Annotated in this window: 11 protein-coding genes; all 11 read right to left on the reverse strand. The window is 64.5% G+C overall.

Annotated elements, in window-relative coordinates; translation table 11 throughout:
* Nucleotides 1-372 precede the first annotated feature (372 nt).
* Nucleotides 373-2,025: an FAD-dependent oxidoreductase gene (locus CVM52_RS03115; protein WP_172720890.1), complete on the reverse strand. Its 1,653-nt coding sequence runs from the start codon at nucleotides 2,023-2,025 to the stop codon at nucleotides 373-375.
* Entirely contained in the window at nucleotides 2,015-3,535 is a 1,521-nt protein-coding gene (locus CVM52_RS03120) for an alkaline phosphatase family protein (protein ID WP_100161139.1), read from the reverse strand. Before CVM52_RS03120 ends, CVM52_RS03115 begins: the two co-directional genes overlap by 11 nt.
* Nucleotides 3,535-5,100 (reverse strand): alkaline phosphatase family protein, encoded by a 1,566-nt coding sequence (locus CVM52_RS03125; protein ID WP_100161140.1) that lies wholly within the window; start codon nucleotides 5,098-5,100, stop codon nucleotides 3,535-3,537. Before CVM52_RS03125 ends, CVM52_RS03120 begins: the two co-directional genes overlap by 1 nt.
* Nucleotides 5,100-6,077: an NAD-dependent epimerase/dehydratase family protein gene (locus CVM52_RS03130; RefSeq protein ID WP_100161141.1), complete on the reverse strand. Its 978-nt coding sequence runs from the start codon at nucleotides 6,075-6,077 to the stop codon at nucleotides 5,100-5,102. Before CVM52_RS03130 ends, CVM52_RS03125 begins: the two co-directional genes overlap by 1 nt.
* Before the next feature lie 2 nt (nucleotides 6,078-6,079).
* Nucleotides 6,080-7,648: an alkaline phosphatase family protein gene (locus tag CVM52_RS03135; protein WP_172720891.1), complete on the reverse strand. Its 1,569-nt coding sequence runs from the start codon at nucleotides 7,646-7,648 to the stop codon at nucleotides 6,080-6,082.
* A gap of 19 nt (nucleotides 7,649-7,667) precedes the next feature.
* On the reverse strand, nucleotides 7,668-8,639 hold the full coding sequence (locus CVM52_RS03140) for a glycosyltransferase family 2 protein (RefSeq protein ID WP_100161143.1): 972 nt from the start codon (nucleotides 8,637-8,639) through the stop codon (nucleotides 7,668-7,670).
* Nucleotides 8,632-9,945, reverse strand: a complete 1,314-nt coding sequence (locus CVM52_RS03145; protein ID WP_133119775.1) for an MATE family efflux transporter — start codon at nucleotides 9,943-9,945, stop codon at nucleotides 8,632-8,634. The genes CVM52_RS03140 and CVM52_RS03145 overlap by 8 nt, the downstream gene beginning before the upstream one ends.
* The gene (locus tag CVM52_RS03150; RefSeq protein WP_172720892.1) at nucleotides 9,929-11,005 is read right to left on the reverse strand and encodes a glycosyltransferase family 2 protein; all 1,077 of its coding nucleotides are present in this window, start codon (nucleotides 11,003-11,005) and stop codon (nucleotides 9,929-9,931) included. The genes CVM52_RS03145 and CVM52_RS03150 overlap by 17 nt, the downstream gene beginning before the upstream one ends.
* Nucleotides 10,998-12,197, reverse strand: a complete 1,200-nt coding sequence (locus CVM52_RS03155; protein WP_172720893.1) for a glycosyltransferase family 4 protein — start codon at nucleotides 12,195-12,197, stop codon at nucleotides 10,998-11,000. Before CVM52_RS03155 ends, CVM52_RS03150 begins: the two co-directional genes overlap by 8 nt.
* Before the next feature lie 655 nt (nucleotides 12,198-12,852).
* Nucleotides 12,853-13,629, reverse strand: coding sequence for a class I fructose-bisphosphate aldolase (locus CVM52_RS03165; RefSeq protein WP_100161148.1), 777 nt, complete (start codon nucleotides 13,627-13,629; stop codon nucleotides 12,853-12,855).
* Between the two features lie 21 nt (nucleotides 13,630-13,650).
* On the reverse strand, nucleotides 13,651-14,499 hold the full coding sequence (locus CVM52_RS03170) for a DeoR/GlpR family DNA-binding transcription regulator (RefSeq protein WP_100161149.1): 849 nt from the start codon (nucleotides 14,497-14,499) through the stop codon (nucleotides 13,651-13,653).
* Nucleotides 14,500-14,510: the final 11 nt, after the last annotated feature.

Raw genomic sequence — 14,510 nt, forward strand, 5'->3', positions numbered from 1 at the left:
CACAAAAATGGTCGAGGCAGGTTCTGAACGTATGCACCTAACGAGAAATCTTGCAGCAACATGCACTGAATTCAAATGCGAATTGAAGGGATCAATATGCAGGTGTTGCATATTGCCCGGATAACTGGACCGCAGGAGAAAACGTCGGCAACATTTGCGCGGCACGCGGTGCGCCGCTCGAACCCGCCGGCACAACGCCGCCCGAGGCGGCTGCGATCGCCGGGCTTTTACGGAGATTTTGCCGGATGACCAACCCCTTGGCTGACCTCTAACAATTGGCCCGCTGGTTCTGCGAGATTGCCTGCGCGCGCTGTGTGTCATGAAAGCAGTCCGCCTGTCGGTTTTCCGGTTCGCATTGGTCCGCCGGCACCGTCAAAACGTCTTGAGCGTCTGGCTTCGATCAGATCGGGTGGGTGCCTTATCTTGCACCGGTCGTTTGCTCCGATCCGCGGACAGCAGGTGATCGGCCAGACGGAGGGCAAGGGCGACGATTGTCAGCGTCGGATTCACATAGCCGGCGGTGGGGAAAACGGAACTTCCCGCGACATACAGGTTGTGCACCGCGTGCATCCGGCAGTCGCTGTCGACCACGCCGGTTTGCGGGTCATGCGACATGCGGGTTGTTCCCATATGGTGTTTGCCGCCCTCCATGCTGACCGGATACCCGTCTGCATCCCTCGCGCCATGCAGGTTAAGCTGGCCGACCTTGCCATCTGCAAACAGCCGGGTCAGGCCGCGTTGAAGCAGGTCGAGCCCGCGCAGGTCACTGTCGCGCAACCGCCAGTCCACCGTGACCTGCGGCATTCCGAAGCGGTCCCGCCGCGTCGGGTCGAGGCGGACCCGGCTGTCGGGGTTCGGTGCGGTTTCGAGCGTGAACCGCGCGGCCAGCGTCCGGCGTTTGACGATGGCGCCCCTGACGCGTTCAAGCGCGCTGGCGCCGACCTCGCCGGGGCGCAGAAGCAGTGCCGGCAGGTGCCGTCGCATGCGCCCGTCGGGAAGTTCGCGATGCATCAGCACATCCACCACCCGCGTGAGCGCGACGCCGCCACGCGACAGGAACCTGGGTGAAGATTTATGCGCCGCGCGCGAGACGAAGAAGACCGCCGCGCCGTTCACGCCCGTTTCCCTGCGCAGGCGCTCGCTGAGTGCAAACGCGCCGTGGCTCCGCTGTGCGATACCGGCCTGCTCATAGCCTTCCAGGGCGCCGACCGCCTCGGGACCAATGCCAGCGGCAAGGTCCAGCGAGCCACCGAAAAAGAAGGGGTGATCCATGAAGTATCGCCCGACAAGGTCATTGGCATTGCCAAGACCGTTTGCGCCGGACGCGCGTGACGCCAGCAGAAGCCGCGCGTTTTCGATGCCGCCACAGGCGAGGATGTAGGTCTTGGCACTGAACACCAGGCGGTGCCCGCCGGTGCTGCGCGCGTCGATATGAGAAACCTGTTGTCCAATGGCGACGATCTCGACGGCATGGGTGTCCAGGAACACCCGGACAGTGTCGCAGGCCTCCAGTTCCGGGCCCAAGGCCTGGGCGAAATCCACCTGTTGGCCATGCCGATAGCGCACCGGTTCGACGTCGCCAGCGTCGGGCACCGCCAATCCCGGGCAGACGGGCGGATCAAATCGCCAGTCGTCGAGATCGCAGAGCGCTGCCGCCCTGCGGTAATAGGGCTCCAGCACGCCGGGCTCGATCGGCCAGCCGGTCCCCGGCATGTTGGGCCGGGCTTCGAAATCCACCGGGTCGAACGGGCGGCATTGCCCGGCCCACCGGGTCGTGCTGCCGCCGAACATGCGAAACCGGGCCTTGCCCGGTGCAAAGCTTTCCCGCCCCACATTCCGGCCGTGGTAGAGAAACTGCGCCCGGTGGCTGAAGGTTTTCGCGCCGCCGGCCAAAACCGATACGGTTACGCCCTTGCCGATCATCTCGCGCGCGATGGCAAGCCCGGCGGCCCCTGCGCCGATGATGCAGATGTCGGTTTCGATCCGGGCAGCGGAACCGGAGCGCGGTGGCGTTTCAATCGTCATCACGTCCTCCCAGAAGTGCGGTTCCCTGCATCTGTTCGGGGATGGCGGCCCCCAGGCGCGACAGCACCGTTGGGGCCAGGTCCATGATGTCGCCGGCCGGTGCATCGCCTGCAGACAGGCCGCGACCGCAGGCAAGGTAGAACCCGCTTGACCGGTGATTGCCGGATCTGCCGCTTGGATGACGGCCCGGTGTGGGCCAGTCGACCTTGCCGAAGCGTTCCGACACCACGGCGCGGTGACGGGCGGCGGGTGTCCCGCTCCAATCCACCAACAGATCCGGAAGCATCGGGCGGTAGGGCCCTTCGGGAACCACATCAGCGATCCGGGCCACCCGTGAGACAAGCGGTTCGCCGGTATCCGCATCGACAAAGCTGCCCAGGCCCTCGGTGATCCGTTCGGCCAGTTCCCCGGCCTGATCCTCGGACAGCAGGCCCGCGGCCTCGCGGCCGGCGATGTTCAGCCGGATATAGCCGGTCAGGTCGGCCACCTGGGTCAGCGCCGGCGTCTGCCGCCAGTCGCGGCCTCCGGTCCGCCAGAAACCGGTCAGCTTGTCCTGTGCGGCGGTGGGCAAACTGTCTTTCACCGCGTGCCGCAACGCTGGCGGCACCGCGCGGCGCAGGCGCTCCAGATATTTCAATGGCCGTTTACCTGCGCCGTTGTCGGACAGGATGCGCAGCAGCATATCATCGAGAATTTCCACCCGGCTGGTGTTCGGCCCCATGCCGTGCAGTGAAAACAGGATCACCTCGTCGGCATCCGCGGCCTCGATAATCCGGCCAAGCGCGTGATCCGTTGCGGCATAGACCTCTGGACGCGCGCGGTCGAATTCGGCGCGTTCCGAGGCCAGCGGCGGCGATTTCAGGCCGGTCTCGTCCCACAGCCAGTGGCCGCCCCGATGCAGGCCGGGAAAGGTAAGCAGGAACAGATCGGCGGTTTCCCGCGCCAGTATCTGTTCTGAAATATCGGCCAGCATTTCAGCGATACGGATTTGTTCGTCCCTCAGCTTCAGCACCGCCTGCACCGATTGCAGCGCATGCATCTCGGCCACGATGGGTGAGGCGCCGTGCCGCGCCTCGATCTCGGCAAGCAGCCCGGCAGGATGGGCATGCGGCGGTTCGAGGCTGTCGAGCGTGGCCCATCCCGTGAGTTCGATGCCGGACCGCGGGGCGGAGGCAAAGGGCATGTCGAGCGCAATGACCTTGCCGCCGTCGGCGGTCAGGCCGCGCCAAAACGGCTCTCCCATAGCCCGGGGATCCGGCCGCCGGAGCGCCATCGCCTCGGGCGACCATTGCAGGTAATGGTGAAACCCCGTGAAGGAGGGCGGCGTCGAGGTGTAGAAGCTTGGCCAAACCGATCCCGGCAGCCATTGCCCAAGGGAAGACAGCATGCCAAGGCGGCCCTGCCTGCGAAGCTGTCCGAAGACGGGGGTCAGGCCCTCGTCGACGAGCTGGTCCAGAAGGCCGAGATCTGCCGCGTCCAGCGCGATCATGAGCAGTTTTGCGCGCCCCATCAGAGCGCCCTTGTCGGTTCAAGCAGGGCGTCGAGCGGGGCGCCGCGCAGACCGTTCGGCGCCGGCAGGCCGAAATGCGCAAACACCGTCGCGGTCAGGTCCTGGACCGATCCCTCAGCGCCACCGGTTGCGGCACCATGACCGGCACAGAACACCCAGCCCACGGGTTGATGGTGCCCGGAGCGGCCATCGGGTGGCATGCTCTGCCAAAAGTTGCGAAACGCGCCGAACCTGGCCGACGTGATGGTGTTCAGGCTGAGCGGCGGGCTGTCGGACCACTGCACCAGGAGATCCGGCAGATCCGCACGATCCCGGATCTCTCGCCACAGGTCCGATGATCGCACAACGGCCTTGATCAACTGCGCGCCGGAGGCTGCGTCGACGAAGGTGGGCAGGCCGGTTGCAATCTGGGTGCACAGCGCCTCGAACTCTTCGCCGGGCGCAACGATGCCCTCGCGTTCCCGGCCCCGCAGGTTGATGCGGATCTGCCCTTCGAAATCGCTTCCGACCAGGCGGAAGGCGCGCACTTTCGACCAATCCGTCGCCTCGGCGCGCCGCCAGTACCGCCCCAGGCCATCCTTGACCGCAACCGGCAGGTGTTCCTTCAGGGCGCTGCGCCATTCAAGCGGGATCGCATTGCGCAACCGAGGCAGCAGGGCGGGCGCGGGGGAAGGGGCGTCGGACGTGTCGGAGGTGTCGTTCTCCAGTACGCGCCGCAGCATTTCCGGCAACAGGAAATGTTTGGACGTGTTGGGCACCATCCCATTCAGCGAGAACAGGATCACCCGGCAATCCTTTGGAAGAGCCGCCACAACCTCGCCGATTGCCGTGTCGCAGGCGCGATAGACTTCGGGCAAGGCCTCGGACAGGGCCGAGTCATTGCTGGGGCGCCGCAGGATGACGGGCATCTGCAGCTTGTGCCCGGCGCGGTGCACGGCTCCGAAGCCCAGCAGCAACAAATCCCACCGGGTGTTGCGGGCCAGATCGCAGGCCAGGGCGGATTGCTGACGCGCGCTGGCGACCAGCTGATCGCGCAGCTTTAACAAGCCCGCGGCGGTCTGCGGGCCGTAAATCTCGTCGCGCATCTCGGGCCGGCCGTGGCGGTTTCGCAGCTCGGCCGCCAAATCCTGCGGCCAGGTGCCGCGGCGCCCGCGCGTTGCATGTGCATTCCACGAGATCACCTCGGTGCCGCCAAAGGGTTTCGCCGAGGGCGCAAACGGGGCATCGATGGCCAGAACCCGCGGCCCGTCCGGCCCGAACTTGCGGTAAAACGGCGCGGTGTCGATCCAGTCCTGATCGTCGGGGCGCTCGTGCCGCATCGTGTCGGCGCGCCACTGAAGCACGCCGGAGATCCCGTGCTCGGGCGGTAATTTGCCCGTGTAGAAACCGGGCCAGACTGCGCCGACCATCACGTCGCTTTCCGACCGGATGCGCAGCAAATCGCCGCCATCCAGCAGGCGGGCCAGGTTGGGCAGCCAGCCCTGCGATATCCCGCGTTCGATCATGGTGATCTCGGCCCCGTCGAAGGCAATCATTGCAAGCGGTTGATAGGAACGGTCCGCCATCACACCGCCCCCTCGGCGCGCATCCAGCCCACGGTGCGCCGCACCGCCTGCAGGACATCATAGCGCGGGGCGAACCCCAGGCGTTCGGACGTCGCGGCGGTATCGTAGTGGCTGGGCCAGGCGTGGAAACCTGCAGTGAAGGCATGGGGCAGTTCCAGTCCGAACATCGAAAAGACCTGATCGCCGATCCGCTTGTAGGCCCGCAGGGGCCAGCCGCTGACCATGCGCGGCGCAAAGGCAACGCCCAGCTCGTCGGCAATGTTAGCAAAAACGTCCTTCAACGCGGCAGGGTCGCGGGCGACGAGAATATAGGTCGCGCCCGGTTCCGCCCGATCACCGGCGCACAGCTGCAGGCCGGCCACCACGTCGTCCACGTCGCAGCTATGGATCTGCCCGCCGCGTGCAAGCAGCCGATAGCGACCATCACGCACCGCGCGAACGATTTTCTGCCAGTCCTTCGCCCCCGGTCCGGCGACCCGTTCGGCGATGCGGGCGATCCGATAGTCCAGCTGTCGGTTCCGCCAGACCTCGTGAAGCCTTTTTTCATTCAGCATCCGAGACGCCCCGTAATGCGAGGTGGGTCGCGGCTCGGAGCGCGCAGGGGTCAGGGGCGGCCGTCCCCGCATGACGGCCACCGAACTGGCCAGGACGAGGCGCGCGGTATTGTCCTGCGCGGCGCCGGCGGCGGCCTCGATCAATGCGGTGTTTTCCTTGGCAAAGTTGCGCCCGGAAAGCTTCTTGAAACCGCGGGCGGCGGCCAGGTGATAGATCACGTCGCACTGCGCGGCGGCGGATTTCATCAGGGCAGCGTCCGCGGCGTCGCCCCGCACGATCTCGATCCCTTCCGCCTCCATCTCCGAGGCGTCGTGGCTGGGCCGCAGCAAGGCGCGTACTTGCATGCCCGAGCCGCAGAGCGCGGACACCAGCCGTCGTCCGATAAAGCCACCAGCACCTGTCACCAAAACGCGGTTGTGCATCGTCAGTCTTCCACCGCCGGGTCATTGGGCACCAGGCCGGGCACCGGGGTGCCGCGCATTTCCGGTCGCATTTGCTGTCCGACGAGGGTGTGAACCGTTGCCAGAAGGTCGAATTCGTGGATCTTGGGCAGCGCGCCGCGCCCCGGAATGTCGGGGCCGGCGGCAACGAACCAACCATCGCCGATATGGTGCCCGGGCCGTCCATCCACATAGCCGCCATAATCGTGATTATATACGGTGCCGTACTGTTCCGATCGGAAACCGCGGATCTGTCGCGCGCTTCTGACCGTGGTGCGCATCACCAGATCCGGCAGCACTCGGCGTTGCACGCCCTCCGGCCAGATTTCCGAGCCGCGCGTGATGTCGCGCACCAGCGGTTCGCCGGTTTCGATATCCACGAAGCTTTCGAACCCCGCCCGGATCTTCCCAAGCAGCGCATCGTATTCGGCGCCGGGCTCTACGATGCCATCGCGCTCGCGGCCCTTGAGATTGACATGGATCAGCCCCTCGAGGTCGCCTGCAAGGGCGAAGGCCTTGGTCTTTGACCAGTCGCGCGCATCGGTGCGCCAGAACATGGTCATCGCGTCCTGCACGGCAAAAGGCAGTTTCGCCTTGATCCGCGAGCGCAGTTCCAGAGGGAGGGACTCGCGCAGGCGCGCGAAGGGGGATTTTGCAACCGTTTCCGGATCGTCCCGTTTCTCGTCCCGAGTGATCCGGTCGAGCATCCGGCTGATCATCGGGTAGACCGAGTAGTTTTCCGTCATTCCGTGCAGCGAAAAGGCGATGACGTTCACCTCCTCTCCGGCCGCGTCGATGATCTCGCCCAGCGCCTTGTCGGTTGCAATGGCGACCTGCCGCATCGCATCGTCAAGCGCCTTGCCCTCCTGTTCGCTCAATTCTCCGGTCGCGCCATAGCGGTTCCACGCCTTATGCCCGATCCGGTGGACCGAGCCAAAGGCGAGCAGCAGCAGATCCCATGCGTTTTCTTTCATCAGCAGCCTGCAGGCGCGACTGTGCCAATCGGCAGCGGCGATCAGTTCATCGCGCAATTTCAGCAGCGCCCTGGCGCTTTGGGCCCCGGCAAATTCATCGGGAATGGGCATCGGACCAATTTCCCTTTTGATCCGTTCGATCAGCCCCAACGGGTATGCGCCGGGCGCCCCGATCTTGTCATGGGTACCCCATCCGGTCAGTTCGACCCCGTTGAACGGCTTGGGGCCATAAGTGATCGGAACATCCACGGCGATCACCCGCGGGCCGTCTTGGGGGAAATTCCGGTAGAAGGGTTCGACCGGTTGCCATTCCGGCGAAGCACGCAGAAACTTCATCAGATCGGGCCGCCACACCAGGTAGAACATCCAGCCATGCTCGGAAGGGTAGGTGCCGGTGAAGAAGGACGGCCAAGGCGTCCCGGCCATGTAATCCGCCGTCGATTCAATCGCGCCCTGCGCCCCTTTGGCGCGCAGACGCGCGAGGTTCGGCAGGTCACCGGCATCCATCCATTGCTGCATCCGATCCTCGGGCGAGGCATCGATGGCAAGCAGCATCAGTTTCTTGGGCTTCAGGGGCATTTGGCTGTGTCTCATTCGTTCATTCAAATCGGCGTCCAGGCGATGCCGGGGTGTCTGCACCCGCGGGAGAACTGTCGATCAGCCCGCTGCGGAACCCTGCCGTCCAGGCAAAGGCGCCGATCAACAGCAACGGGCTGATGATCAGGGTCATCGGCAGCTTGGCCGGGCTCAGCCGCGCCACCCTGCCGATGATGTAGACAAGCCGCCGCAAGACGACGGCGGGCGCGAGGATGCGCATCCGTGCCAGGCGGGCCTGGCGGTCGCTCAGCAGCAGGCGCAATCGCCCCCGCGAATAGCCGAAGGTGCGGTGATGCCGGATCATGTCGGCCATCCTGCGCCGCCCGGCATGGCGCACCGCCATGCGCGGTGAAAACTGGATGCCGTCCCGCCACAGCGCCGTGGCGCGTTCGCAAAAATCGACATCCTCGCCAGTGGCAATCCCGTCGCGGTGCCGGAAGCCGCCGAGGCGGTTGAAATCTTCCTTTCGGATCGAAAGGTTGCAGGAGGGTGCCATATGCATAGGGCCGGCAGGGCGCGCGCGCGGCAGATCCGCGAACTGAAGCAGATTGTCGGCGCGCGCCACCGGATGCCAGGGAGCGAGATCCGCAACCGGACCCGCCGCAAGCCGGGCGCCGTGTTCAAGCGCATCGGCCGCGGCCTGAACCCAGTCCGGATCCGGCCTGCAATCGGCATCGATAAAGGCCAGGATGGGGCCGCGTGCGGCGTCGGCACCAAGGTTGCGCGCCGCGCCGGGCAGGTGTCCGCTGCCGCTGCGGACCACCACGACACCCTGAGACTGAGCGGCGGTCCTGATCGCGTCATCCGACCAGGCGTCGACGACGATCACCTCGAATGCGCGATCCGTCTGCTGCTCCCTCAGATCGCGCAGCAGGTGCAGCAGGGCATCGGGATGGCCCTTGCAGGGAATAATGACCGACACCTCGGGCGTGTCCGGCCGGTTCGTCGCAGGGCGGATACGCGGGTCAACCATCGCCGGCCTCGGTCGTCTCGCCACTGCGGATTGCACGCAGGATCAGCACCAGCAGCGCGGTGGCCGCAAGGCATTCGGTGGCAAAGGTTGTCCAGGCCGCGCCGGGCGCGCCATAGGCCGGGATCACCACGGCATTCATCGCCGCATTGGCCAGGGCGGTCACGATCAGGATGCCCAGGCAATCCTTTTCGCGATGCAGCGCCCCGGCGAGGTTAAGACAGGCAAGGCCGATGAACAGCGGAACGGTCGAAAGCGCCAGAATGGCAAACACATCCGCGCTCGACCGATAGTCTTCGCCCCAGACGGTGGTCACGATCGGGGCGGCCAGGGGAATGCAGATCGCGGCCAGCAGAACCCCGGCAAGGCTGACCGCGGTCAGAAGCCGGCGGGTCAGGCGCGCAAGCTCGGGCCGGTTCCGTGTCACCGCCATCGCCGCCGCGATGGGAACGAAAACCATCATCAACGGCCGGATCAGCGTGCGCGTGACTTCAAGCAAGCGATAGGATGTTCCGTATTCGGCGACGGATGTTGTTGTGGAGAGGCTGAACAGCATCAGCATGTCGATCCTGCTTTGCAGCAACAGGACGATCTCGGTGAAGAAAAAGGGCAGGGCGGCGAACAGCATCGGCCGTACGGCCACAAACGTCCATTGCAAGCGCGGTGTGCCCAGCCGGGCCTGGGTCACCCGGATGGCGACAGCCACCATCACCGTGTTCGCAGCCACATAGAGCACCAGCACCGCCGGAAGCGACCAGCCCCATATCACCGCCAGCGACGACAGCGCGATCAGCAGCGGTCCGATGGCGCCGACGGCAAGCCGCAGACCGGTCCAGCGGAAGCCGACGAAAATCGCCGAGAAGGAAAAGAACAGGTCACCCACCAGCATGTAGAGCGTGGTGAGCGCGCAGATCAGCAGCAGCTCCGGCTGTACCAACGCCACGACCGCATTTATGCCGAACCACAGCGCCACCGTTGCGACCACCCGCAGCGGCAGGGCCTGTCCCAGCATTGCCAGCGCCTCGCCCGGCCGTTGCGCCGACGAGCGGCGCAATTCGCGGTCGGTGCCCAGATGGCTGGCGGTGGCCGCGATTGCACCCACCACGCCGCAGAAGAAGAACTGCCCGATCAGATCCTTGTCGAAATAGCGCGCAAGCACGATGGCGGCGACGAGGCCGGGCAGCTTCTGAACCAGCTGGGCCGCGACCGAAAGCACCAGGTCGCGTTCCCATCCTGTCACGCGGGCAATCAGCGTTTCCGCCCCGGCGCGCCCATGTGCCCGCACGCGGGTGTCAGTGGACTGCGACACGGGCAATCCTCCAATAGGCGGCAAAACTCCCGGACAGCAGCCTTACCAGCGCGCCGGAAACCCGGCCCCGGAACAGCCCGTCCGCAAAGGGCAGGGGACTGCCATGCAGAACCGCGCCGTCCCGCAGGCGCCGGTGGTGTTGCACTTGGTTGCGCATCTGTCGAAGCTCATGCCGGTTGGCGATGATCCAGGCCCAGCCCTGGGCCCATTGCGGGATCCATCCGCGTATCACCACCAGCCCCAGCGTAGCGCATTCATAGGCCAGCAAGGCCGGCGCCAGAACCAGGATCGTGCGCCAGTGGAAACAGATCGCGATTGTCAGCAGCCGGTTGCGCATCGACAGATAGGCGCGCTGTTTGGGATAGTTGCCAGCCCCCCGGAAGGACAGCCCGGTATAACCCGCGCCTCGGTCATGCAAGACGACGGCGCGCGTCGCGCAGGCGATGGTATGGCCCAGAAGGCGCATCCGCAGACCGAATTCGAGATCTTCGAAATAGAAGAAAAACGCCTCGTTGAAGCCACCCGCGGACAGGGCCGCATCGCGATCCACCAGCAGGAAGGTGCTGATCAGCCCGTCTACCGAATGTGCGGCGCTGCCCGCGTCGCGCCGCGCATTGGCGTTGCCGAGAACCAGGGTGCCGAGGAAATGAGGATAGGCGCCGTCGCATTGGATCGTCTTGTTTTCGGGGGCAAAGACCAGACGCGGGCAGACAATCGCCGCCCCGGTCGCCTGCTGCGCCGCCAGCAACTCGTCGATGGCACCCGGCGTCACCTGGGTATCCGCATCGACAAGCAGAACGCGACGATTCCGCGCTGCTTTCATGCCCCGGTTGCGCGCGGTTGCGGGCCCGGGATTTTCCTGTAGGCGAATGATCACAAGACCTGGACATATCTGTTCCGCACCTTCAGGGCTGCCATCCTGCGAGCCGTTGTCCACCAGGATAAACTCGTCGACCAAGGGGGCGTGGTCGACCAGCGACTGGAGGCAGGACAGCAAGCGCTCGCCGCCGTTGTAGTTGATTACAACAGCGGTCAGGCCATATTCCCCGGTCTCAGCCATCCGCATTGTCGCGCTCGCCGATGCCACGCGCCGCGCAGGCCTGATCATAGGCGGTATGCACCCGCTGGGCGATTGCCTCCCATGAATAGTGGTTAAACACGGTGTCACGGGCGGTCTGTCCAAGCGTATCGCCGCGGGCCCGGTCGCCCAGCAGGCGCGATATGGCCTCGGCAAAGGCCGCCACATCGCCATCGGGCACGATACAGGCATCGATGCCATCTTTCAGGTTCTTGCCCGAACTTTTGAACGACACGATCGGGCGCTCCGCAGCCATGTAATTGAGCAGCTTGAGCGGATAGCCCGGACATTCGATCCTGGGATTCACCAGTACGTCGGCGGTGCAGAGCTCGTGCGCAAGTTCGGCGCGGTCTGCATCGACCGCGGTGACCCGGTCGCCGATGCCCCGCGCGCGCGCCTGCTCCAGCACCGCCTCGTGCGGCTGGGGGATCACCAGGACCAGGCGGGCATGTGCATGTGTTTCTGCCACCCGGGCGAAGGCGTCGAGCAGCAGATCGATGCCCTGATAGGCGGCGAGGTTCCCGGCATAGACCACGCGTCCCGCAATTACCGCCCCCGTCTGCCGGCGGAACCAATCTATCGCAGCCTCTTCGAGGCCGTTGCCGACAATCGTCATCGGGGCCGCGACCTTCGTGGCCGCCAGCTTGTCGTGAATTTCCTCTGTCACCGGAATGATATGATCGGCCCGCTTCGGAAGCACCCGGTCCAGCAAACTGCCAAACCGGTTCAGCGTCCCTTCGAAGATCGGCGCGGCATAATAGGAAAGCTCGTCGCCCAGAAGTGTATGCGCATCATAGACAATCGAGACCGGCCGGAACCGGCGCACGGCAAGCCCGACGAGAAGCGCTTCGTAATGGTGACAATGAAGCAGTCGGATATTGTGCTTGCGCACCACCTTCAGGGTCTTGGCGAACAGCAAGGGGTTCAGCAGCAGCATCTTCCCGAGCCCGGGGCCGGGCGCCGGATCCCAGGTACCGGGCACGTTGGCAATCCGGTGCAGCTTGTAGGCGGGGCCTGCATCGGGGTTGTCGGAGAACGGAGCACCGTCGTTTTCACCGCTATAGTGATAGGCCACGACATGAACCTCGCGGCCCGATCTGGCAATGGTCTCTGCCAGTCTCTCGATGCGGATGGGCGTGCCGCGCCGGCAGGGAAACGGACAGGCCGCAACCATCAGCACCGGTTCCATCGGGCGACAGACGGGTTCCGAGGCGGGCGACGCGGTCGCCGCTAGGTTTGAATGTTCAACTGGTAAGCCACCCATTTGAAATCCAAGGCCAAATCAATATCCAAGCTGTAGCAGAGGCAGGTCTGACTTGTGCCGCCCGAAGACTTCGTTTGCTGAGACTTTAAGCAGATCTGTTACCGAATAGCGTCGATTTCGCCACCTTGTGCATTTGTTCAACGTCAAATGAAGTCGTGCGACCGGACTCGTGCACGGTCTGAAATGCTGGCTCATCGGTCTTGATGCTGCGCCGCGCATAGGAGGATCGTCAAGCGGCGTGGTTGACGCGAAGGATTTGGGCATGGAACCGCGCGAATGTTTGTCGGATCACGCTTGGTGTCCGTCGCGGTGGCGCAATTTTGGCACCACCAACGATGAGACCCTGACAGGCGCGCCGAAACCGACGGTCCGGCCTGCGCGCTGGCCGGCCGGCCGGCCGGTGATGTGTGACGACACGCTGCGAACGCGAACGGTGTGATGAAGGCGCGGGGCCTTGGGCATTGTCATTTGCCGCCGCAAGGCGAGTCTGACGTCCCAAATACTGCCCCCGCGCCATGTTTGCAGAACAGCCGTGGCGTATCGAAGGCCGCAGACGGGGAAACCCCTATTCCAGTGCCTTGCGCAATTCGGCCAAGGTGCCGGCAACATCCTCGCGCTGGAAGACGTTGCGCCCGAAAAAGACACCGCGGGCGCCATGTTCGATGGCTGCCCTCGCGGTCCGGGCAAGATCGTCTACCGAACCGGAACGCGCGCCACCGGCGATGCAGACCGGCGCAAGGGACTGACCCGCGATCCGGCCAACACCCTCGGCGCCGCACCAGTCGGTTTTGATGATATCGGCCCCGAATTCGCCCGCGATCCGGCAGTTCATCGAGACGACATCCGGATCGTCAGCGCGCGCGAAGCCGCCGTTCGAGGCCATCGCTTCGATGACATGAGGCATGCCGAGTTCGCGGCATTGCGCGCCGATCTCGCGGTTGATCTCGAAACAGCGGGTCTCTTCCAGCGGATCCCGTGCGCAGGTGAAAAGATAGGTGATCACCGCGTCCGCGCCGAGTTCGACAGCCTCGCGCACATCGCTGACCCGGCGGGTGTGGGTGCCGTCATAGCCGAAGGGCCCGCCTGTGCGCCACATGGTGGTCTGGTCCATGCGCAGGATGACCGAGGGGATGCGTTCGAGCAACTTATAGTGCTTGCGCAACATGCCCGGATTCACGATCACGCTGCCCACGCCACCATCGGCAAGCGTGGCAATCAGGCGTTCCGGGTCCTCGATGCCGTCGATGACGCCAACCTGCATGCCATGGTCGATCGGGATGCAGAACAGGTTGCCGGAGCCGATGCTGAAGAGGCGCGCAAGGCGCCGGGATTTGCCGGGCATGATTGATCCTTTCTTGGGGCTTCAAACGAGTTCGAAATCGATTCCGGCAGAGCGCAGCGTGGCCAGGGCCTCTTCGCCGGGATCCTTTGAAATGATGACGTGGTCAAAATCGGTCAGGTCCGCGATGTAGTTCAGCGCGGAAAACTGGAACTTGCTCGAGTCGACGAGCAGGACCGATTTCTTGGCGATCTTGAGCATGGCGCGCTTCATCCGCACCACCTGTTCGTCCTGCGTGTAGAGCGAGATGCCGCGGATCGTGGTGGAGGACATCACCGCCACGTCGACAACATAGCTTGCGATGGCCTGCTCGCATTGCAGCCCGAAAAAGCCATTGAAGCCTCGGCTGAATTTTCCGCCCAGCGCGATCATCTCGACGCCGGGTTCATTCGAAAGCCGCTCGATGACGGGGAGCCCGTTGGTGAGCACGGTGATCGGGGTGATCTCCTGGATGAACTCGGTCATCTGATAGGCGGTGGTACTGTCATCCCATGCCAAGGCGTTGCCGGGTTCGATATGTTTGATCGCGGCGCGGGCCAGGCGGCGCTTTTCGTCGATCTGCTTTTGGCTGCGGAAGTGGTAGCTGCTTTCGAAGATCACCGACCGTTCCGCCGAAACCGCTCCCCGAACCCGCGTGATCGCGCCATTGCGCTCAAGTTCGGCAAGGTCGCGGTGTACCGTCATGATGCTGACATCAAGCTTCTCGGCGATCTCCTTGATCGGGACTTCACGCCCGCCGAGCAGCAGGTCGAGGATTTTGGAGCGGCGCAGAACGCTCTTGGATGCGCTCTTGTTCATGGGTCTGTCCAGCTTGTTCGTTTGCCCCGGAGCGGGCCTAGGCAGAAGTCTTATCTCAAAGCGTTCGAGTTTCATAACAAAAAGTG

It is taken from the genome of Pseudooceanicola lipolyticus, assembly GCF_002786325.1.
Classification (GTDB): domain Bacteria; phylum Pseudomonadota; class Alphaproteobacteria; order Rhodobacterales; family Rhodobacteraceae; genus Pseudooceanicola_C; species Pseudooceanicola_C lipolyticus.